The following is a 19,342-nucleotide window of genomic DNA, read 5'->3' as shown; positions in this document are numbered from 1 at the left end:
TCTCCGTTAACGGGGTGGGGTCGGGCAGGTGTGGCCGGTATGGACTGAAGCGCGGGGGTGGCGGACGGTCCGCATCCGCCACCCCGCGCTGGATCAGTGGCGCAGACGTAGCGTCAGCAGACCCACGGCGGCACCCAGCAGGAGGGTCGCGGAGACCCAGACCCATGGATCGCGACCGGTGTTGCCCCCCGACACACTGCTGCCGTCGGTGATGATGACCGGTCCCGTGGTCGTCACCGTCCCGGGCGGAGTCGTGCTGGACGAAGAGGGCGGGACAGTCGTGGAGGTCGAGCTGGTCGACGACGGGCTCGTCGGCGAAGTCGAGGACGAAGTAGTCGACGAAGTTGTCGACGACGGGCTGGTCGGCGAAGTCGTGGTCGAAGTGGTCGACCTCGGACTGGTCGGCGACGAAGACGTCGAGGTCGAAGTGGTCGACGACGGGCTCGTCGGCGACGAAGACGTCGAGGTCGAAGTGGTCGAAGTGGTCGAAGTGGTCGACGACGGGCTCGTCGGTGACGAAGACGTCGTGGTCGAGCTGGTCGACGACGGGCTCGTCGGTGACGAAGTAGTCGAGGACGACGTAGTCGACGACGGGCTGGTCGGCGAGGTCGACGGCGACGTAGTCGAGGACGACGTAGTCGACGACGGGCTGGTCGGCGAGGTCGACGGCGACGTAGTCGAGGACGACGTAGTCGACGACGGGCTGGTCGGCGAGCTGGAGGGCGGGGTCGTCACCGCGTTGTAGGTGTCGGAGGAGTTCAACGGGGTACCCGCATCACCCTTCGCGGTGACGGTGGCCCGGTCCTCGTGGGCTCCGCTGACCCCGCTGAGCTGCGCCGTACAGGTGAAGTTGCTGTTAGTGGCGAACGGTCCGGCCCAGGTGGTGCCGGTGCTGCCGTCGGGGAACGTGCAGTTCAGGTCGCTGACGGTGCCGCTTCCAGCGATGACTTCGTCACTGACCTCGATATCGGTCAGGGCCTGGGTGCCGTTGTTCTGGATCGAGAAGACCAGGCCCGTGCTGCCGGAGTCCAACGAGACCGGGGAGGACGGATCCGGTGCGTGGTTGCCCGCGGCGTCGGTCTTCTTGAGGTAGATGCCGGCGCCGTCGGCGGAGCCGCCGACATAGGTGGATTGGATGGAAGCGCTGACCTGTTCGCTGCCTTGGTCATTGCTGATGGTTGCGTCGTTGGCGTAGGTCACCAGGCCGCTGCCGCCGGGCGCAACGGCGTTGAGGGTGTAGATCACGGTGAAGGACGTTTCCGACTGCTTCGATCCGGCGGTGTCGACGGTCGCGACGACTGAGGTCGGGGAGCAGGAGATGAGTTTGAATCGCGACTGGTCCCAGGACTGGGTCACTCCGCCCGAGCCGTCGTAGGTGTCGGTGACCAGGCTGGGAGTCGCGGAGCAGTCGAAGGTCCAGTTCGGCTGCGACTTCTCGGTGATGGTCACAACGCCCCGGTCGCCGCCCGCGAGCCAGACGCCGGCGGTGATGCAGTCGGCAGTGGTGGTCCGGCATTGATCGCTCGGGTCGTTGAACCCAAGCCACTTCCCGTCGTCCTCGGGCGGGTAGGAGCCGCCCGTCGGTCCGGTCGTCACCTCGATCGTCCCGGTCGTGGAGGTGACACCGCCGTGGACGGTGGTGGTGAGAGTCTGCTGACCGGCCGTCACCGAGTCCTTGAGCGTCCCGCCGAACTGGGACCGGAAGCACAGGTTGCTCTGTGCGGCACCGGACTCGGTCAGGGTGAAGGTGGCGACGCCGTCGGTGATGCTGACCTTGATCCAGGTGTCGTTGCTGTCGTTGGGGTTGGTGATGTTGAAACCCGCCGGCCACGAGGTCAGCTGCGAGGGCAGCGTGACCGACCAGCTGTCGCCGGACTGAGCCGACGAGGGCAGGCAGGCATTGAACGACATGTCGTAGGCCTGGCCGCTGTGTTCGGTGGTCGACGCCGGGCCGCTGACGAGGGTGGTCGTGACGTTGGTCAGACCAGCGCCGATGTCGGCGGCGGACGCCCGACCGACGGGCAGGATCACCAATCCAACCGCACACAGGATCGCCAGAATGGCTCCCCACGTGGTTATCGGGCCACGCGACAGGGCACGGTTGCGTGCTCGTCGCCCATGCGATCGGTTGTGTTTCCTGTTCACGGCTCTCCTTCGCTGCGCGGCCGGTTGGGCCGCCGGTGGCAATTTGCGTCACCAGTTAGGGGAGAGCGGTTGCGGCGGAGAACATGACGCGCGGCAGCCGAACGGGTCGGAAAATCTCAGGATTCGGACCCGGGGGTTTCAGACCGGAGCGGCACCTCCTCGGTCACGCCGCGCCCGTCAACGACGTACGTGATGGTCGCGCTGGATGCCGCGGGGTCGTCGCCGGGCGGGGAGGTCACCGTGATCTGGCCCGACCAGCTGGCCGCCTCGCGGGCCGCCGGCGTACAGGTGATCGTGGATGTGCCGGTCTCGCAGGACGTCCATGCCCCACCGCCGGAGACGGCGGTCGCCGGCCGGTTCAGGTTCAAGGTGATGGTCTTCAACGTCACGGGAGAACTGCTGGAGGTCAGGAGGAACCAGGTTTGGCTGGTGTCCGTGTGACCGGTGGCCATCACCGCCACCGAGACCGCAGCCTCACTGCGCGGGTGGCCGGTGCCTGCCCAGTAGCCAGCGCCCACTGCGGCTACCGCCGCGACCGCGGCCGCAGCAGCCAGCGCGGTGCCGCGCCGCGCGCTCCGCGCTGCCGAGGCTGAGGCGACACCCGTACCGGCAGCTCCGGCAGTCGCTCCCGCGCCGCCCGCAACACCCGCGCCGCCCGCAAGACCGGCGCCACCCGCAAGACCGGCGGCGCCCGCCAGCCCCCGGGCGCCGCCAGGATCAGCGGGGCGATGAACGCGCCGAGTTGTCGATCAACGGAGATCAACTCCATCAACCGCTCCTGACACGTGTCGCAGTCGCGCACGTGGTCGGAGACGTCACGCGGCGTACTGCCGACACCACCCCCGGGCAGCAACAGCGACGCCAGCCGGGGCACGAACGGTTGGCACGCTTCGGAGACAGCGCCGGTCGAGGCATGCGCCTGCACGTACGCCGTGCGGAACGCCAGCCGCGCCCGCCGCGCCAGCGCCGCCACACTGTTGGGCTGCAACCCCAGATCCTCGCCGATGACCGCGTGACTGTCGTGATCCACGGCGGTCCGCCAGAGCACCACCTGCCATCGGGAGGGCAACGAATTGAAGGCTTCCCGCACGAGGAGTCGGTCACCGGAGACGGCGACCGGATCGGCGAGATCCCCGTCGGGGTTCTCGAATACGGCGTCGTCGTCGGTGAGCACCTCACCGGTGCGTGCCGTGGCGCGTCGCCCGGCCAGGTTGCGCACGGAGGTGGCTAGATACGACCGGATCGAGGAGGTGGGCCCGGCTCCGTTGCGCAGGGCTCTCAGCAGCGACGCGAACACTTCGGCCGTCACTTCTTCGGCGTCCGATGACTGGAATGTGTACCGGCGGGCCACCGCGAGCGTCATCGGGTAGTAGCGGCACCACAGGATGCTCAGGGCTGCCTGGTCGCCGCCGCGGATCTGCTGCAGCAGCAATGCGTCCTCATCATCAACCGGTGTCAGCGTGGCAGCGGACCCACCCGATGTGCGCCGCGGCGGCATGCCACGGACGTGCGCGTGGGCTGCAGATGCCGGGCCCCGGCGCAGAATTCGGCGTACTTGAGGAACGGACACCCAAGTCCTCCTTCTGGTTCGGCGCACCATGGGGGGTTCACAGCGCGTCAGGACTCCGCGACCGTTCGCCGCGGGTCTGTGGAGCCCTTCTTAGCAGACCGCGCTCGTAGGCCCTCATCGGCTTGTGGACCGCTGACCCGGTTCCGCCCCTGCATTCCAGGGCCGGATCCCACATTCGCCGAACCGCTTGTCGCGCGGCGCGGCGCGGGGTTCCATGGAGTGACCCAGTTCACGTTTGCGAGCCAGGAGGCCCCATGTCCGAGGAACAGCTGACCCTTGATCCCGAGCGTACGGCGGTGGTGCTCATCGAGTTCCAGAACGAGTTCACCTCCCCGGGCGGCGTCCTGCACGACGCGGTGGCGCCGGTCATGGAGAAGACCGGAATGCTCGCGAATACCGTTGCGCTCGTTGACAAAGCGCGCGCCGCCGGGGTCACGATCATGCACGCACCGATCACGTTCGCACCCGGGTACGGCGAGTTGTCCCGTCACCCGTACGGCATCCTCGCCGGCGTGGTCGCCGGCAATGCCTTCGTGAAGGACACCTGGGGGGCCACGATCGTCGATGACCTCGCGCCCCAGGACGGCGACATCCTGATCGAGGGCAAGCGTGGTCTGGACACCTTCGCCAGCACCAACCTCGACTTCATCCTGCGCAGCAAAGGCATCGACACCGTCATCCTGGGCGGGTTCCTGACCAACTGTTGTGTCGAGTCGACCATGCGATCGGCGTACGAGAACGGCTACCGCGTGATCACCCTCACCGACTGCACCGCCGCAACCTCGGTCGAGGAGCACGACAACGCGATCAGCTACGACTACCCGATGTTCTCGTTGCCGACGGAGTCAACCGCCGTCGCGGCAGCGCTACCTGCCTAAGGCTCAGGACAATTCACCTGCGCATACTCGGCGGAGCGAGGTTCACCACTCAACGCCGGGTGTCGATGATCGGGCCGAGGCTCGCACCCTGGATGATCGCGTCGCTCGTTGCGATCGTCAGCCCTCTGCGCACAGCCTGAGCAACGATCACTCGGTCGAAGGCAGGATCTGCGTCACGCCGTCGCGGTATCAATTTCGGACTATTCGAACTAGTCCGAAAGGTCCGAACGTCTACAGCGTGAGGTCGCCGCTGTCCGACCACTGCGACGTGTAATGCCGCAACGCCTCGAGTTGATCGGCGTGCTGCTCGTACTCGCTGAGCAGGATGCCGCTGAGCGCACGCATCGCGTTGTCGATGGAGACTTCGGCGTTCTGAGCGGGCGTGAATCCGTCGTCGCCGTTCCGCGTGCGGGCGTCGGGAGGCAGATGCTGCAACACGGCGTACGTGCCGCGGATCGCCTCGGCCGCGCGCTCGGCGCGCACTTGCAGCTCCGGCGACAGGTGACCCCACCGGTCCGCCAGGGAGCGGACCAGCGCCGCGTCGTCGACGCGGTCGCCTTCCTCCAGGGCGGTTGCGGCCGCCGCGACCGCGCCGACCGGCTGGGGGATCGGCCGCCGGTTCCCCTTCGCCGTCAGCTCGCCGCGCCCGACCTGCAGGGTGGCGTTGATCAACGCGATCACCCACTGAGGGTCATAGGCCACGAAGTAGCCCTCGGTGAACGGCTCCAACACGACGGCGTCGCGATAAGGCACTGCTCGACGTACGGCGATCAGCGGCATTTCGCGCGCACCCAGGACCAGTCGGTGGTTGGTGAGGATCAACCGACTCGTGATGGACCGGCTCTGGTCGGCGAAGGTGTGCAGCGCGACCGGCGCGTCCAGGTAGCAGACCTCGCCGGTGGTGAGCGGGAAACTCGTGGGGACCAGCGGCAGGTATCCGTGTTGCAGGTCGAGGAACCATTTGGCCCGGATTAGCCGATTGCGTTGTGTCGCAATGGTTTCCTGCGAGACGGGCAGGAGAGCCGCTGACGCTTCGAACTGGGTCACGTCATCCCCGTCGACCTCGCCGGTGGCGATCGCCAGATCAACCGAACTGGCCAGCCACCGTCCTGCGAACTCGTTGTCGTTGCCCGCGATCTCCTTGAGCCCGAAACCCTGGCTGGTGACCCAGCGATGCAGTTCCAACCAGTGCTGCATGGTCACCGACCCGGCCGAACTGCGTTGCGCTGCAGCGATCCGGTAGTCACGGCGGACCACCGTTCGTTGCGCGGCGCAGGCAGCGCACAACGACTTCAGCGTGCCCGCAGGCGCGCCGCACCGGCGGCAGATCCCAGCCCGTAACCGTTGCCAGTCGTCAGCCAGTTCGCGAGCGCGCTGGACCCCCTGGGTCACCACGTCCCGATCCTCCGAGGGCACTCATCCTCCTGGGTCCTGAACCCCCAGTTTCGCACGCCCGCCCGCAGGCCCCGCTCAGTGTCCGGCGACCGGCAACGTGACGGAGACCTTGGAGAACGTCACCGAACCACCGCTGGGGCGCACGTTGATCTGGCTGCTGTTGGCGACCAGTTGCAGCGTGAAGCTCTGACCCGCGGTCGCACTGGCTGCGATGTACTCCATCGGGACACTCACGCGGTGCGTGCGCCCGTCCAGCGTCACCGGGAACGGCGTCAACTGGCTGCCGAGCACGACGCCCGTACTGTTGTCGACGATCTGGGCGAGGACCCGGTTGGTGCTGCCGGGCGCCGTACCGGAATAGGTCACCGAAAGGCGAGGTGCACCGAGAACCTTTGTGGCGCGGTTGAATTGGATGGGGACGTTGACCGCGTTCGGCGCTTTCGTCGCGATGAGGGACGCGATCGGTCCCAACTGGGAGGCACCCGGTCCGGTGTAGGGACCCGACCCACCGGTGGGCACCAGCGACAACGTTCCGGACCCGCCAGCGCTCACACCGCGGTGGCTGACCTTGTTCGGCCGGTACGACGCGGCGGAGTGCCAGACCCCGTTCTGGTCCACCCACTCGAACCCGGCGCCGGTGCTCACGCGCTGACGCTTCACGTATCGGTTCAGCCAGGCGAGGGTGTCCCGCTCGATGACACTGGTGTCGCCGGGGTTGGTCAGGCACACGCCGTGGCCGCCGCAGAACCACACCATCTTGACCGGCACCCGGTTGCGGCTGACTGCTGCGTAGTTGGCCGCGGCCTCATCCAGGGGGAACAGGGTGTCGACCGTGCCCTGCAGGATCAGCGCCGGCGCATGCACCCAGGCGGCGAGGTTCGTGCGCTGCCAGGAACCCAGGAAGTTGATCCCCTGCTGGGAGATCGTCACCGAGCTGGCCGCCTGCTGGAAGGTCGTGTCGATGACGGGGTTGTTGCGCTGCCCCGCGCCGACGGCCGTGAGGTAGAGCGAGGTCGCCCACCCGGACTTCGCGGTGCGGTTGGGGTAAAGGCTGGTCGTCAGCGAGTTCCACGAAATGTCCGGGGCGATCGCGTCGATCCGTCGGTCGAGGGCCGCGGCCGCCCACTGCACCCCGCCGCCGTACGAGCCGCCCACCATCCCAACGGCCGGGTCGCCGGGACGGTCCAACTGGGCCCACGGCTGGTGGGCCACCCAGTTCAGGATCGCCGAGACGTCGCGACCCTCGTAGAGCAGACTGTCGGCCTGCGCCTGACCGGTCGACGTACGGAATCCTCGCGGGTTCCAACTGACCACGTTGTAGCCGTTGGCCAACAGCGGCGCCACGCCGATGGTGCCGCCGGAGGTGCTCGTGCCTGCCGTGGGGTCCGTCAGCGCCGCCCCGCCCCAGCCCGGGCCCTCCAACACCGTGGGTGCTCGGCGCCCGTCGCTGGCGGGTGACCGGAAGTAGTTGCCCGTGATCGTCGTACCGTCAAACGACTTGATTGAGAACGCAATTGGGCCAGAAGGTACGGCGGCCGGTGCCGCCTTCGCGATCGTTGCGGTGCCGAGGAACCCACCACCGGCAATTCCTACTGCACAGATCGCGGCCAGGCTGCGGTTGCGCATGCGGCTGGTGGCTGGGGTCATCAGGGACCACTCCTTCGAGGTCGGGTTTCGCTATGCCGACGCTGTGCGCCAGGTCACAGCGACTGACGCTAGACCTGCCCGGCAGGCACGGCAACAGCCGGGCGTGTATCTGCGGCGAGATTGGCTGCTCCTTGCCCATGCCGGGCGTTGCGGGCCGATGCCGGGTCCCGTCTCCTATCCAAGGCCCACCCCAGAAAGGCACGGCTGATGAATGGTGCAATGCGATTCAAAGTGATCGGCACTCTGGCGACGACCGGCGTACTGGCGATGACCGGCAGCGCGGCGATGGCGTGTGTGCCCGGCCCCGGCGGTTCCTCCGGGTACACCTGCACCGGCGGGCTCGTCCCGTCCGGCACCTACTCCAACCTGAAGGTCACGGGTCAGTGCGGGGTTGCCGATGGCGCGACGATCACCGTCCGCGGCAACGTCTGGGTCGCATCCAACGCGACCTTTGACGCCCAGAGTGCACCGGCCACGATCACCGTGGGGGGCGATGTCACCGCCGGCTCAGGCTCGTTGCTTGGCTTGGGTTGTCAACCGGCTGAGCTCGTCGGCAACTCCGCTCACCCATGCGAGACCAACCCGACCGGCCACTCGACGATCTCGGTCAAGGGCAACGTGACCGCGTTCAAGGCGTCCGTGGTGCTGCTCAACGGCGTCACCGTCCGGGGCAACGTCGCGGTGCTCGGCGGTGGCTCACCGGTGATCCCGTGGTCGATCAAGAACAACAACGTCGGACGCAACATCACCGTCGCCGGTCAGAACACCGAATGGATCGGCGTGATGTTCAACAAGGTCGGCCGCAACGTCCTGCTGTACGACATCGCGCTGAGCGACCCTGACCCGGGCGCCCCCGGCGTCTTCATCGTCAAGAACACGATCCAGCGGAACCTCATCTGCTACCGGCTGACCCCCGGTGTCTCGGGTGGGTTCGCGCCGGGTTCGGTCAACGTGGTGGGCGGAAGCGCGCTCGGCCAGTGCGCGTCACTGGTGTAGGCCGCGCCCACTCCGGACCCGCTCGGGCAACGGAGCAACCAGCTAGGCATGCGAGCGCAGGTACTGCCCGAAGTGCGGCACCGTGAACGCGATCCGCCCACGCTCCCCGGAGTAGATCAGCCCCTTCTTCAACAACGCATCCCTTGCAGGAGAAAGGGATTGGGGTTTGCGGCCCAGCACGACCGCCACCTCGGACGTCGGCACCGACTCGGTGTCGTCCAACTCCTCCAGGGCCAGTGCTGCGTCAGCCATCGCCCGCAGATACTCCCGCTCGCCCGGCGTCGCCCGGTCGAACCGCGAGCCGAAGAAGCCCACCGCCAGCTCCGCCTCCGCGATCGGCGCCGCCATCTCCACGTCGGCCGCCGTGATCGGCGAGGCCGTCGCCGCGTCCCACACGACCTTGCCGTACGCCTGGATGAAATACGGATAGCCGCCCGTCACGGCGTACATCGCCTCCAATGCTTCCGGCTCGTACGCCGCGCCCTCCTCTTCGGCGGGCGTCACCAATGCGCGGTCAGCCTCCGCACGCGGTAGCCGGTCGATGCGCGCGAATCGAAACAGCCTCTCGCTGTACGACTTTGACGCCGACAGCACTGCCGGCACGTGCGGCAACCCGGCTCCGACGATCAGCACCGGCAGCCCCGACTGGCTGATCTCGTGGCACGCGGCGCACAGCGCCGACACGTCCTCGGGGTGCAAGTCCTGCATCTCGTCGATGAAGATCGCCACCCCGCGACCGACGTCCGAGGCGAATCCGCCCACGTCTGAGAGCAATTCGACCAGGTCGATCTCGATGTCACCGGAGTCTGCACGTCCGGATACCGCAGGTACGTCGATCCCCGGGCTCCACTTGTCCCGCAACTTGGCGTTCGGTCCGGCCTCGCGTTGTGCGAAGGCCTTCACCACCCCGAGCACCTGATCGAAGACCGGCCCGGATGCTCCGAGCTCACGCAACCCCTGGTGCAGCGCCGAGGACAGCGGTCGGCGCAGTCGCTGCTCCGGACGGGCCTCGAGCTTGCCGGTGCCCCACCCCGCCCGCACCGCCGAGGAGCGCAACGCGTTCAGCAGCACCGTCTTGCCGACACCCCGCAATCCGATCAGCACCACCGACCGCTCCGGACGCCCTCGGGCGACGCGTTCCAGGGTGATCGCGAAGGTCGACAACTGCTCATCGCGACCGGCCAACTCCGGCGGTCGCTGCCCGGCGCCGGGCGCGTACGGGTTACGGATCGGGTCCACGATCGCACCGTATACGCGAATCTAGCGTCCGCCCGATATATCCCTAGCGAACCCGATCGTGTCGCAAAAATTGGATTGATACTGCGCGATACCACTCGGTATCATCGGCCCATGGCCATGACACTACGGCTGACCGACGATCAGACCGCTGCTCTTCGCAAGACGGCCGAGCACGAAGGTCGCTCGATGCATGCCGTCGCGGTCGAGGCGATCGAGCAGTACACGGCAGCCCGAACCGCTCGCCGCGATGCGCTTCTGGAACGATTGGTCGTCGAAAACCGCGAGGTACTTGACCGCTTGGCCGATGCCTGATCGTGACCGACTTCCTCACACTGGACGACATCCTCGCTGCCGGAACCGCCGCCCTCGGGCAAGAACCGGTCGTCCTCGATGCCGGACTGCTCGAGTCCGCGATCTTCCGCCCGCAGGCCACGGTCTTCGGTGACCCCGCCTACCCCGACACCCACGAACAGGCGGCGGCGCTCTTGGAGTCGCTGGTCAAGAACCACGCCTTCCAGGACGGCAAGAAGCGAACCGCGCTGATCTCCACGTTGCTCTTCCTCGCGATGAACGGTTGGCGAGTGACCGCCACGCAGGACGAACGGTTCGACCTCGTCATCGCCGTCGCGACAGACGAGTTGAGCGGAGTTGCCGACATTGCTGCGCGGCTGCGCGAACTCACCGAGCCCTCCTCAAGGCCCTAAACGCGCGGGACCTCGTGCCGCGCCATCACCGCGTCGACGAACTCCTTGAGCAGCGGCTGCGCGGCGACGTTCGGGTACTTCACCGCCACGTTGCCCTTGCCACCGGCTGCCCCCGGGATCCGCGCGCGATACTCCGACACCAGGTCGAAGTCGATGGCGTGCGTCGCGAAATGGGTTTTGGCGGCCGTGAACATCACGTACCCCTTGAGGTAGGAATCCTCGAATTTATACATCGGCACTCCCCGGAACATCACGAGCGGCACCGTCGGGTAGTGCGCGTCGACGTACGCCCAGAACTCACGCAGCCACCCCCGACCTGCCTCGGGAGCGCTCGCCAGGTAGTCCGCCACAGAGTCCGCCACCCTGGCAGTATGGCCTAGGTCACACCCCACCGACGCAGGAGCGCCACGTGCACCCCATCCGCACCGTCAACGAGATGATGGCTGACGGCGGTCGCTATGCCAGCACCATCGCGATGCGCGGCCTCGGCACCATGATGGCGCTGGACGTCGCGATCCCGCTGGTCGCCTACTACCTGGCCCGGCTGGCGCACATCGGCATGACCCCGTCGCTGTTCATCGCCACGATCGCTGCTGGCATCCGGATGGTCTGGCTGATCCGCAAGAACGGCGAACTCGACGGCTTCTCCGTCTTCATGCTGGTGGTTTTCGCCGGCGGCCTGGCGTTGTCGCTGGTCACCGGCGACCCCCGGTTCATGCTCGCCAAAGGCGCAGCCGCCACGATCGCCGGTGGCCTGGTCATGATCGGATCCGCCGCCGTCAAACACCCGATCACCTTCATGGTCGGCAAACGCTTGGCCGGCAAGGACGTTCAGGCCCGCGGTGAACTCGAACGCGGCTGGGCCGTGTCCCAGAACTTCCGGATCGGGTTCTACGTGATGGCGTGCGTGTGGGGCATCGGTCTGATCCTCGAATCCATCCTGCGCCTCTGGCTGATCTACACCGTGAATCTCGATGTAGCAGTAGCCAGTACGACGGCCATCACCGTGGTGACGTTCCTGATCCTGGTCGCGTGGCAGATCTGGTTCGTCCAGCGCTCACGCACCCTGGCCAAGCGAGCGGGCTACCTGACCAACGACAACGTGCTGCGCATCGACGCACCGGAGGCGGCAACCGCCGAGGCCGCCTTCCTGGAATAGCGCGCCGAAGCGGCCGGTGCTGCGGCGTACCCCGCCGCTGTGCACACCAGCGACGGGGTACGTCGGTCCCTACCGACCGAGCGCGTCCTACTTGAAGTGGATGAACGCGTCGAACGAGTTCGTGCCGCTGCCCACCGAGGCCGTGCGGTGGTCGTAGGCGTCCTTGTGGACGAAGTTGTACTCGTCGACCTCGACGGTCCCGTTGCTGTTGACCTTGGTGACGAACGCAACGTGGCCATAGGTACCGCTGTTGCGTACGGCGATGTCCCCGGCCTTGGGGGTACCGCTCACCGGGATCCCGGCGGCCCGGGCCGCGTTGTCCCAGTTGATCGCATTGCCCCAGTGCTGGCCCTTGTAGGAGTTGCTGAACTTGATCCCGAGGCGCGAATTGACCGTCCAGGCAGCGAAACTCGTGCACTGGCCCTTGTAGAAGTTCCACGGGTCGACGCCGCTGGTCGCGCCCTTGTACGGGTAGTCGTCCTTCGGTGTGTAGGAACCGCCGCCGGTGCTGACGCCGATCTTGTGCGAGGCGTTCTGGTTCTTCAGCGCACCCAGGTTCACCTTCGCACCGGCCTTGATGTCCAGGTACTTCCCGCCGTAGTTGCTGTTGTAATACACGCGCACCGTCTTGGACGTGCGGTTCCATGCCGAGGCCGCTTGGTTCTTGATGCACTTGCCCTTGCCGGCACCAGCACCCTTGAAGTCGTAACAGGACGGCTGGGTTGTCCCGTAGTCCGCAAGTGAGCCGGTGAAGTCCGACACCGACCCCGCCTGGCCGGAGTTGTAGTAGTAACAGAACTCGCCACTGTCACAGACACCGTTGCGACCCGCAGCCTGCGCCGGCGCTCCCTGCGCCAGCATCCCGCCAGCTACGACACCGGCGACGCCGAGGACGCCCAGAACTCGTTTGGTAGCAGTCGTTTTCATCATCATTCCTCCGTTGCGATCAGTGGTACTGGTTGTAGACATCGGTCGCCGCGTTGACCCGCGCGGTGGAGTTGCAGGCACCGCATCGCTCGAACTTGCTCATGAACGTCGTGGTGGCGCTGGAGATGGTCGTGGTCCCCTTCAGGGAGGACAGACCGTAGGTCGAGAACGTATTCAGCTCGTACCAGGTGAAATTCAGCTGTGTCGACAAGCTCAGCGAGCTGGTGCCCTTCTGCCCGGCGTACCAGATCACGTTGTCTTTGCTGTCGTGATCCCACCGGCCGCCAACACTCCACTGCGCGATGCCCCGGCCCGGGCCGCCGCCGATCTGCTTGATCGTGGGATCCACTCCTGACTCGACCACGAGGTTGCCGACGATGCCCGCGGACTGCCGCGCGGTGAGTCCCTTGCCCACGAAGAAGTCGAAGGCGACCTCCTTGTTGGACTTGGTCGCGGAGACACCGATCTTGTGCGAGGCGTTCTGGTTCTTCAGCGCACCCAGGTTGACCTTCGCACCGGCCTTGATGTCCAGGTACTTCCCGCCGTAGTTGCTGTTGTAGTAGACCCGCACCGTCTTGGACGTGCGGTTCCACGCCGAAGCCGCCTGGTTCTTGAGGCACTTGCCCTTGCCGGCACCCGCACCCTTGAAGTCATAACAGGACGGCTGGGTTGCCCCGTAGTCCGCCAGCGACGACGTGAAGTCCGACACCGACCCCGCCTGACCGGAGTTGTAGTAGTAACAGAACTCACCGCTATCACAGACACCGTTGCGACCAGCAGCCTGCGCCGGCGCTCCCTGGGCCACCATTCCGGCGGCAATCACGCTGAACGCGCCAACCGCGCCCAGGGCCTTGCGTGTGGTGCTCATCCCGTTCTCCCGCATCGTCGTACCTCCGCGTGCTGGGCCCACCGGGTCGGTGGACTGACGCTGGAGACGTTAGGAGCGACGTACGCCGATCGACCCGGTCTGAGCGCCAACGTGCATAACGCTGGGGGTGACGTGCATGACCCCGGCGGATCCCCGCGCGACCCGGCGCGTAGCACGCAAACGCGGTAGTTTTTCGGCGTACCACTCATTCGTTCCTGCCGGAGGTTTCCCCGTGGCCAAGTCGAAGTCCGCCAAGAAGACGGACCTACTTCAACCCGAAGAGGGCACGGTCCTCACTCCTCTCGGCGGCGTGGACGAGACCGAGACGTGGAAGCACAACTACCCCTACGACAAGAAGATGTCGCGGCGGGAGTACGAGCGGCTGAAGAAGGGTATGCAGATCGAGCTGCTGAAGATGCAGGCCTGGGTCAAGGAGTCCGGTGAGAAGGTCGTCCTGGTCTTCGAGGGCCGCGACGCCGCCGGCAAGGGTGGCTCGATCAAGCGGTTCACCGAGCACCTGAACCCTCGTGGTGCGCGCGTCGTCGCGCTGGAGAAGCCCACCGAGCGGGAGATGTCCCAGTGGTATTTCCAGCGCTACGTCACCCACCTGCCGACCGCGGGCGAGATCGTTTTCTTCGACCGCTCCTGGTACAACCGGGCGGGCGTCGAACGGGTCATGGGCTACTGCACCGACGCGCAGTACGACGAGTTCATGCGGTCCGCGCCCGGCTTCGAGCAGATGCTGGTCAACTCCGGGACCCGCCTGATGAAGTTCTGGTTCTCGGTGGGCCAACAGGAGCAGGTGACCCGCTTCGAGAAGCGCCGCACCGATCCGCTGAAGCAGTGGAAGTTGTCGCCGACCGACCTGGCCAGCCTCGACAAGTGGGACGCGTACACCGAGGCCAAGGAGGCGATGTTCGCCGCCACCGACACCCCGTGGGCGCCCTGGACGGTCGTGAAGTCCAACGACAAGAAGCGCGGCCGCATCGAAGCCATGCGCTTCGTGCTGTCCCGGTTGCCCTACCCGGCCAAGGACCCGACGGTGGTGGGCGCACCGGACCCGCTGATCGTCGGCTCGGGCAAGCAGATCCTGGACGAGGGCGAGGCCGGCTTCCAGGGCGGCTACCGCGCCGGTCGCTAGACCTCAGCGCAGCCGCACTGCCTCGAATTGCCCACTGGGATGGGCGATTCCGTCCTGTGCAGCGATCAGCGCGATCTCCCGAGAACCCGCTTCGTGCGTGGTCGCCATGATCGTGAAGACCGAGTCGGCGGTCTCCGCGAGCGCCGTGGCCGGGTCCTGACCCAGCACGTGCGCCAAGAAGATCGCGGCCGTCGCATCGCCTGCACCGGAGACGTACATCGGCAGCAGCGGAGTGGTCACCAACCACGCGCCCGCATCGGTGGCCAGGACCATCTGCACCGAGTCGGCCGGTGTCTCGTCGGTCTGCACCGAGGTGACCAGCACCGTTTTGGGACCCCGTTCCCGTACGTCGTCCACGGCCCTGAGCAGGTCATCAACCGTGGCGATGGGCCCACCGGTGAGGTACTCCAACTCGAACTGATTAGGGGTCAGGATGTCGGCAACGGGTACGACCCGGTCACGCATGAACTGCGGGATGCCCTCCCGCACGAAGAAACCCCGCCCCACGTCACCCATGACCGGGTCGGCACAGTAGACCGCCGCCGGGTTCGCGGCTTTGACGCGCGCGACAGCATCGAGGATGACTTCGCCGATCTCGGCATCCCCCATGTACCCCGACAGCACCGCGTCGCACTGCGGCAGGACGCCCCGCTCCTCGATGCCCAGCACGACGTCGGCCACGGTGTCGGGACTGAAGACCGGCCCGCGCCACTGGCCGTACCCGGTGTGGTTGGAGAAGTGCACGGTGTAGACCGGCCACACCTCGTGGCCCAGCCGCTGCAGCGGGAAGACCGCGGAAGAGTTGCCGGCGTGCCCGTAGGACACGGAGCTCTGGATCGACAGGACCTTCACGACCGGTCAGCTTAATCGCGCAGTTCCGCACAAACGGTCGACAGACGCATTTCCGATACATACCGTCACGTAAATGAAGGCCAAGCAACCCGGCACGATAGGCCGACCACAGGACGAGGGCCTGACCGACCGAATCCTGGCGGCGACGGTCCAGCTGGTACTGGACGGTGGCTATGCCGCTTTGAGTATGGAGGCTGTCGCACAGGTCGCCGGCTGCGGGCGACCGGCCATCTACCGCCGGTTCTCCGGCAAGGACGAGTTGGTCGCCGCCGCCGCCGCCACGGTTCTACACCTCGGGCCGCTGCCGGACCACGGCAACCTCGAGGACGATCTGATCGATCACGTCCTCTACAGCCGCGACTACCAGAATCAACCGCGACTGATCCGTGCGGGCGTCGTGCAGGGCCTGCCGGCCATCTTCGAACCGGGCGTCTTCGCGCTGCTGTGGGACAGGCTGCTCAGCAAACGCCGTGACCAAGGCGTCGAGATCATCGAGCGCGGCATCGCGCGCGGTGAGATCGATCCCTTGGTCGACCCGGACGTCGTCCTCGATCTGCTGGCCGGGCTGACGCTCTACCGGCAGTCCATCAAACGCATCGACGTACCCGAGCAGCAGTACCGCACCGCCATCCAGGCCCTCATTGCCCACCCGCCGCTGATGGTCACGCCATGAGCAGCCAAACACCGAAGGTCCCGGTCGAATACTCCGCCGCCTTCGTGGGCGACATCATCATCACGCAGCCGATTCTGCAGCTGCTGCAACGGGATTCGACTGACCTGCTGCAGATCCTCGAGCAGGCGGATCTGGTGGTGGGCAACTTCGAGGGCAGCATCGTGGACCTGCACACCTTCACCGGCCACCCCGCGGCACAGTCCGGGTTCGGCTGGCTCAACTCCCCACCCGAGGTCGCGGCGGACCTGGCCGGGCTGGGCTTCCACCTGCTGTCGCGGGCCAACAACCACAGCACCGACTGGGGACACGAAGGGCTACGCAGCACTGATGACCACCTGCGTGCGGCGGGTCTGCGTGTCGCGGGGACCGGGGCGACGCTGTCCGCGGCCCGGGCTCCGGTCACCCACGACGGCCCGGCCGCCCGGTCCGCACTCGTCTCCTGCACGACGACGTTCGAAGGAGACACCCCGGCGGAGGACCCACTCGGGCAGGTCGCCGGCCGGCCGGGTGCGAGCACGATCGGCCTGAACCGGGTGGCCCTGGTGACCCCGGAGCAACTCGAGCAGTTGCGCTCGATCCGCGATGCCCAGGTCGCTCATCTACGCCCTGACATCCTGCTGCTGGTCGACCAGTTGCTCGAGGTCGTCACTCTCTTCGACCAGCAGTACGCCGCGCTGCCGGAGGGCGCCGCTCAGGTGGTCGATGCGATCTACCGGATGGACGAGCAGGACCTGGCGGGCGTGCTGCTCAACGTCCGGCAGGCCCGACAGACCGCGGACTACGTGGTCGCAGCGGTGCATGCCCACGAGCCGAACAACTGGGCCACGCAGGCGCCGTCGTTCCTGCGTGACCTGGCCAGACAGGCGGTCGCCAACGGTGCGGATGTCGTGGTGGGTCACGGGCCGCATCAACTGCGGGGCATCGAATGGATCGACGGCCGGCCGGCGTTCTACTCGTTGGGCAACTTCTGTTTCATGGACAACGCCCAACCGGTGGTCACTCGCAGCGAGTGGGAGCGTCGGATCTGGCGTCTGTCGCCCGCCTGGACCGGGATGGATCCGCGCACCACCACACCTGCGGAGTTCCTGGAGTGGCAGCGGGTGAACGGAGTCTTCGGGGAGTCCGTGTGGTTCGAGAGTGTGATCCCGGTGGTGCGCTACCGAGCCGATGGTTGCGTCGAGCAGATCGTGCTGCGTCCGATCGAGTTGCGGTACGACGGTCGAGACGCGGAGCGGGGCATCCCCCGGGTCGCCCCGCGCGATATCGCCGTGCGCATCCTGCAGCGGCTCGCCCGGTTGAGCGAGCCGCTGGGCACCCGCATCGAGATCGACGAGGCGACGGGGCAGGGCGTCATCGACGGGATCACCATCGGCACCTGAGGGCTACTTCACCTCGCGGTGCAGCACCCGCCAGACCCCGATCGCCATCGGAATGCCGACCCAGACGGCCGCTCCGGTCGCCAGGTGTGCCCAGTCCGAGCCGTGCAGCTCGCCGTCCAGCAGCGGACCGGTGACCCGGTTCAGGTCCAACCAGACGGCCGCCTTGTCCAACCAGGTGGCCAGCGAGGACGCAGCGGTCCAGATGGTCGGCAGCACGAAGGTCGCCACGATGGCCAGCGGGGTGTTCAAGAAGGCGAAACCGAAGGCCAGACCCTGCAACACGAAGATCAGCAGACCCACGATCACCCCCAGCAGCAGACCGACGCTGCCGTCCCAGCCGCCGTCGGCGCCGCGCACCCCACCGGCGATGACCTGCGCGATCGCGGACGCCGCGATGGCGATGGCAATGACCAGCAGGCCCAGGACGATGGCCGCGACAACCTTCGCGACGATCACCCGGCCGCGGCGCGGTTCCAGCGTGAAGGTGACCAACCCGGTGCGCTGGGTCCATTCGGCGGTCCCGGCCATCACGCCGATGATCGGCATGATCACGCCCAGCACCAGGGTGTTCAGCCCGAGGAAACCCTTGAAGGTCATCTCCTGCGGGTGACCCCAGATCAGCAGGCTGCCGGTGACCACGATGACGAGCACGCCCATCGCGATCAGCATCCAGCGGCCGGCCCGGGTGTCGACCATCTTGCGCAGTTCGACCTCGATCAGTCGGGTCATCGGGGTCCGGTCCCCGCCCATCTCCCCCGAGGTGATGGGCGGGGTGGTCTGTGTGTCGGTCGTCATCGTGCGTCGCCTTCCCGGGCGTGGTCCGCCGTGAGTTGTAGGAACATCTCTTCCAGTCCGTCGCTGCCTGCCGCCCGCAATTCGGTGAGTACGACGCCGCTTGCCAGAGCGGCACGCCCCACCTCATCGGTGCTGGCGGCTGTGTGCACCGCGTCCCGGTCCGGACGCGCCTCGAAGCCAGCCGCGACCAGAGCGCCCGCGAGCGCCGGGGCATCCAAAGACCGCGCGATCGAGCCGCGGCTGCCGAGCAATTCGGCTTTGCTGCCCTGCGCGACGATCCGTCCGTTGCCGATCATCACCAGCTCATCGGCGACGATCTCCACTTCGTGCAAGAGGTGGGAGGACAGCAGCACGGTGCCCCCGCGGTCGGCGAAGTCGCGCAGCAACGTCCGCATCCAGTGGATCCCTTGCGGGTCAAGGCCGTTGGCGGGTTCGTCCAGGATCAGGACCTGCGGGTCGCCGAGCAACGCGCCAGCCAGACCGAGTCGCTGGCGCATCCCCAGGGAGTAGTTGCGCACCCGCCGGTCGGCTTCCTTGGCGCTCAGGCCGACGCGGGCCAGGGCAGCGGGCACGGCATCCTTGCCCAGCCCCAACTGCATCGCCACCAGTCGCAGCACTTCACCGCCGGTGCGACCGACGTGCTGCGCGGACGCGTCCAGCATGACGCCGACGTGCCGCCCCGGGTTGGGGATGTCGCGGTACTCGCGGCCGAGTACCAGGGCGCGGCCGCTGGTGGGTGGGGTGAGGGCGGTCATCATCCGCATCGCGGTCGACTTGCCGGCACCGTTCGGGCCGAGGAAGCCGGTGACGGCTCCCGCGCGGGCCACGAACGACACGTCGTCGACGGCGGTCATCGCGCCGTACCGCTTCGTGAGGTTCTCCGTGACGATCATGGCCTCAACCCTGCCCGCGCCCAAGGGCAGCCCACATCGGCCAGGTGGCTATCGGCGTACCGACTTTGGTCTACGGCTAGC

Annotated in this window: 20 protein-coding genes; 8 read left to right on the top strand and 12 right to left on the bottom strand. The window is 67.0% G+C overall.

The window, feature by feature from the left end:
- Positions 1-93 precede the first annotated feature (93 nt).
- The 3 genes from DR843_RS16700 to DR843_RS16690 all read right to left on the bottom strand — a co-directional run bounded on the left by DR843_RS16700 (position 94) and on the right by DR843_RS16690 (position 3,715).
- Positions 94-2,031, bottom strand: a complete 1,938-nt coding sequence (locus DR843_RS16700; RefSeq protein ID WP_109687621.1) for a hypothetical protein — start codon at positions 2,029-2,031, stop codon at positions 94-96.
- A 230-nt stretch (positions 2,032-2,261) separates the two neighbouring features.
- Complete coding sequence (locus tag DR843_RS16695; RefSeq protein ID WP_109687619.1) at positions 2,262-2,663, bottom strand: hypothetical protein; 402 nt, start codon at positions 2,661-2,663, stop codon at positions 2,262-2,264.
- A gap of 5 nt (positions 2,664-2,668) precedes the next feature.
- Complete coding sequence (locus DR843_RS16690) at positions 2,669-3,715, bottom strand: RNA polymerase sigma factor (protein WP_170119909.1); 1,047 nt, start codon at positions 3,713-3,715, stop codon at positions 2,669-2,671.
- A gap of 254 nt (positions 3,716-3,969) precedes the next feature.
- Here DR843_RS16690 and DR843_RS16685 point away from each other — a divergent pair, with 254 nt between their 5' ends.
- Positions 3,970-4,593 (top strand): cysteine hydrolase family protein, encoded by a 624-nt coding sequence (locus DR843_RS16685; protein WP_109687615.1) that lies wholly within the window; start codon positions 3,970-3,972, stop codon positions 4,591-4,593.
- Positions 4,594-4,824: 231 nt separating this feature from the next.
- Here the strand turns inward: DR843_RS16685 and DR843_RS16675 are convergent, their stop codons facing one another.
- Together DR843_RS16675 and DR843_RS16670 are read right to left on the bottom strand one after the other, a co-directional pair.
- Complete coding sequence (locus DR843_RS16675) at positions 4,825-6,009, bottom strand: hypothetical protein (protein WP_109687613.1); 1,185 nt, start codon at positions 6,007-6,009, stop codon at positions 4,825-4,827.
- Between the two features lie 54 nt (positions 6,010-6,063).
- Complete coding sequence (locus DR843_RS16670) at positions 6,064-7,635, bottom strand: alpha/beta hydrolase family protein (protein ID WP_109687611.1); 1,572 nt, start codon at positions 7,633-7,635, stop codon at positions 6,064-6,066.
- Positions 7,636-7,854: 219 nt separating this feature from the next.
- Between DR843_RS16670 and DR843_RS16665 the strand changes: the two genes are divergently transcribed.
- Positions 7,855-8,631 carry a hypothetical protein gene (locus tag DR843_RS16665; protein ID WP_109687609.1) on the top strand — a complete coding sequence of 259 codons (777 nt, stop codon included), beginning with the start codon at positions 7,855-7,857 and terminating at the stop codon, positions 8,629-8,631.
- A gap of 42 nt (positions 8,632-8,673) precedes the next feature.
- Here DR843_RS16665 and DR843_RS16660 read toward each other — a convergent pair whose 3' ends face one another.
- Positions 8,674-9,870 (bottom strand): ATP-binding protein, encoded by a 1,197-nt coding sequence (locus tag DR843_RS16660; protein WP_109687607.1) that lies wholly within the window; start codon positions 9,868-9,870, stop codon positions 8,674-8,676.
- A gap of 111 nt (positions 9,871-9,981) precedes the next feature.
- Between DR843_RS16660 and DR843_RS16655 the strand changes: the two genes are divergently transcribed.
- A complete protein-coding gene (locus tag DR843_RS16655) occupies positions 9,982-10,182 on the top strand; it encodes a CopG family transcriptional regulator (RefSeq protein WP_170119908.1) in 201 nt (66 codons plus the stop codon).
- A 2-nt stretch (positions 10,183-10,184) separates the two neighbouring features.
- The gene (locus DR843_RS16650) at positions 10,185-10,574 is read left to right on the top strand and encodes a type II toxin-antitoxin system death-on-curing family toxin (protein ID WP_109687605.1); all 390 of its coding nucleotides are present in this window, start codon (positions 10,185-10,187) and stop codon (positions 10,572-10,574) included.
- Here DR843_RS16650 and DR843_RS16645 read toward each other — a convergent pair.
- Positions 10,571-10,936, bottom strand: a complete 366-nt coding sequence (locus DR843_RS16645; RefSeq protein WP_109687603.1) for a hypothetical protein — start codon at positions 10,934-10,936, stop codon at positions 10,571-10,573. The genes DR843_RS16650 and DR843_RS16645 overlap by 4 nt on opposite strands.
- A 47-nt stretch (positions 10,937-10,983) precedes the next feature.
- Between DR843_RS16645 and DR843_RS16640 the strand changes: the two genes are divergently transcribed.
- Entirely contained in the window at positions 10,984-11,733 is a 750-nt protein-coding gene (locus DR843_RS16640; RefSeq protein ID WP_109687601.1) for a VC0807 family protein, read from the top strand.
- A gap of 87 nt (positions 11,734-11,820) precedes the next feature.
- Here DR843_RS16640 and DR843_RS20170 read toward each other — a convergent pair whose 3' ends face one another.
- Together DR843_RS20170 and DR843_RS16630 are read right to left on the bottom strand one after the other, a co-directional pair.
- The gene (locus DR843_RS20170; RefSeq protein WP_211310273.1) at positions 11,821-12,660 is read right to left on the bottom strand and encodes a CHAP domain-containing protein; all 840 of its coding nucleotides are present in this window, start codon (positions 12,658-12,660) and stop codon (positions 11,821-11,823) included.
- A gap of 19 nt (positions 12,661-12,679) precedes the next feature.
- Positions 12,680-13,528, bottom strand: coding sequence for a phage tail tip lysozyme (locus DR843_RS16630; protein ID WP_109687599.1), 849 nt, complete (start codon positions 13,526-13,528; stop codon positions 12,680-12,682).
- A 232-nt stretch (positions 13,529-13,760) separates the two neighbouring features.
- Here DR843_RS16630 and ppk2 point away from each other — a divergent pair, with 232 nt between their 5' ends.
- On the top strand, positions 13,761-14,669 hold the full coding sequence (gene ppk2 / locus DR843_RS16625; RefSeq protein WP_245934169.1) for a polyphosphate kinase 2: 909 nt from the start codon (positions 13,761-13,763) through the stop codon (positions 14,667-14,669).
- Positions 14,670-14,672: 3 nt separating this feature from the next.
- Here ppk2 and pdxY read toward each other — a convergent pair whose 3' ends face one another.
- Entirely contained in the window at positions 14,673-15,521 is an 849-nt protein-coding gene (pdxY, locus tag DR843_RS16620) for a pyridoxal kinase PdxY (RefSeq protein WP_109687598.1), read from the bottom strand.
- 73 nt (positions 15,522-15,594) lie between these two features.
- Between pdxY and DR843_RS16615 the strand changes: the two genes are divergently transcribed.
- Together DR843_RS16615 and DR843_RS16610 are read left to right on the top strand one after the other, a co-directional pair.
- Complete coding sequence (locus DR843_RS16615) at positions 15,595-16,194, top strand: TetR/AcrR family transcriptional regulator (RefSeq protein ID WP_109687597.1); 600 nt, start codon at positions 15,595-15,597, stop codon at positions 16,192-16,194.
- The gene (locus DR843_RS16610; protein WP_109687595.1) at positions 16,191-17,573 is read left to right on the top strand and encodes a CapA family protein; all 1,383 of its coding nucleotides are present in this window, start codon (positions 16,191-16,193) and stop codon (positions 17,571-17,573) included. The genes DR843_RS16615 and DR843_RS16610 overlap by 4 nt, the downstream gene beginning before the upstream one ends.
- A gap of 3 nt (positions 17,574-17,576) precedes the next feature.
- On the opposite strand, the gene DR843_RS16605 is transcribed toward DR843_RS16610, so the two are convergent.
- On the bottom strand, positions 17,577-18,368 hold the full coding sequence (locus DR843_RS16605) for an ABC transporter permease (protein WP_109687593.1): 792 nt from the start codon (positions 18,366-18,368) through the stop codon (positions 17,577-17,579).
- Positions 18,365-19,261, bottom strand: a complete 897-nt coding sequence (locus DR843_RS16600) for an ABC transporter ATP-binding protein (RefSeq protein WP_109687592.1) — start codon at positions 19,259-19,261, stop codon at positions 18,365-18,367. The genes DR843_RS16605 and DR843_RS16600 overlap by 4 nt, the downstream gene beginning before the upstream one ends.
- Positions 19,262-19,342: the final 81 nt, after the last annotated feature.

Origin of the sequence: Branchiibius hedensis, from assembly GCF_900108585.1 — a bacterium.
GTDB classification, from domain to species: domain Bacteria; phylum Actinomycetota; class Actinomycetes; order Actinomycetales; family Dermatophilaceae; genus Branchiibius; species Branchiibius hedensis.
The sequence above is the reverse complement of the archived record's forward strand: the minus strand, read 5'-3'. Positions and strand labels throughout refer to the sequence as shown.

Excerpts from the sequence above, each read along its gene's own strand:
- DR843_RS16685 (WP_109687615.1), top strand. The coding sequence starts at position 3,970 with ATGTCCGAGGAACAGCTGACCCTTGATCCCGAGCGTACGGCGGTGGTG.
- DR843_RS16670 (WP_109687611.1), bottom strand. The coding sequence starts at position 7,635 with ATGACCCCAGCCACCAGCCGCATGCGCAACCGCAGCCTGGCCGCGATC.
- DR843_RS16665 (WP_109687609.1), top strand. The coding sequence starts at position 7,855 with ATGCGATTCAAAGTGATCGGCACTCTGGCGACGACCGGCGTACTGGCG.
- DR843_RS16655 (WP_170119908.1), top strand. The coding sequence starts at position 9,982 with ATGGCCATGACACTACGGCTGACCGACGATCAGACCGCTGCTCTTCGC.
- DR843_RS20170 (WP_211310273.1), bottom strand. The coding sequence starts at position 12,660 with ATGAAAACGACTGCTACCAAACGAGTTCTGGGCGTCCTCGGCGTCGCC.
- DR843_RS16630 (WP_109687599.1), bottom strand. The coding sequence starts at position 13,528 with ATGAGCACCACACGCAAGGCCCTGGGCGCGGTTGGCGCGTTCAGCGTG.
- DR843_RS16615 (WP_109687597.1), top strand. The coding sequence starts at position 15,595 with ATGAAGGCCAAGCAACCCGGCACGATAGGCCGACCACAGGACGAGGGC.
- DR843_RS16610 (WP_109687595.1), top strand. The coding sequence starts at position 16,191 with ATGAGCAGCCAAACACCGAAGGTCCCGGTCGAATACTCCGCCGCCTTC.
- DR843_RS16605 (WP_109687593.1), bottom strand. The coding sequence starts at position 18,368 with ATGACGACCGACACACAGACCACCCCGCCCATCACCTCGGGGGAGATG.
- DR843_RS16600 (WP_109687592.1), bottom strand. The coding sequence starts at position 19,261 with ATGATCGTCACGGAGAACCTCACGAAGCGGTACGGCGCGATGACCGCC.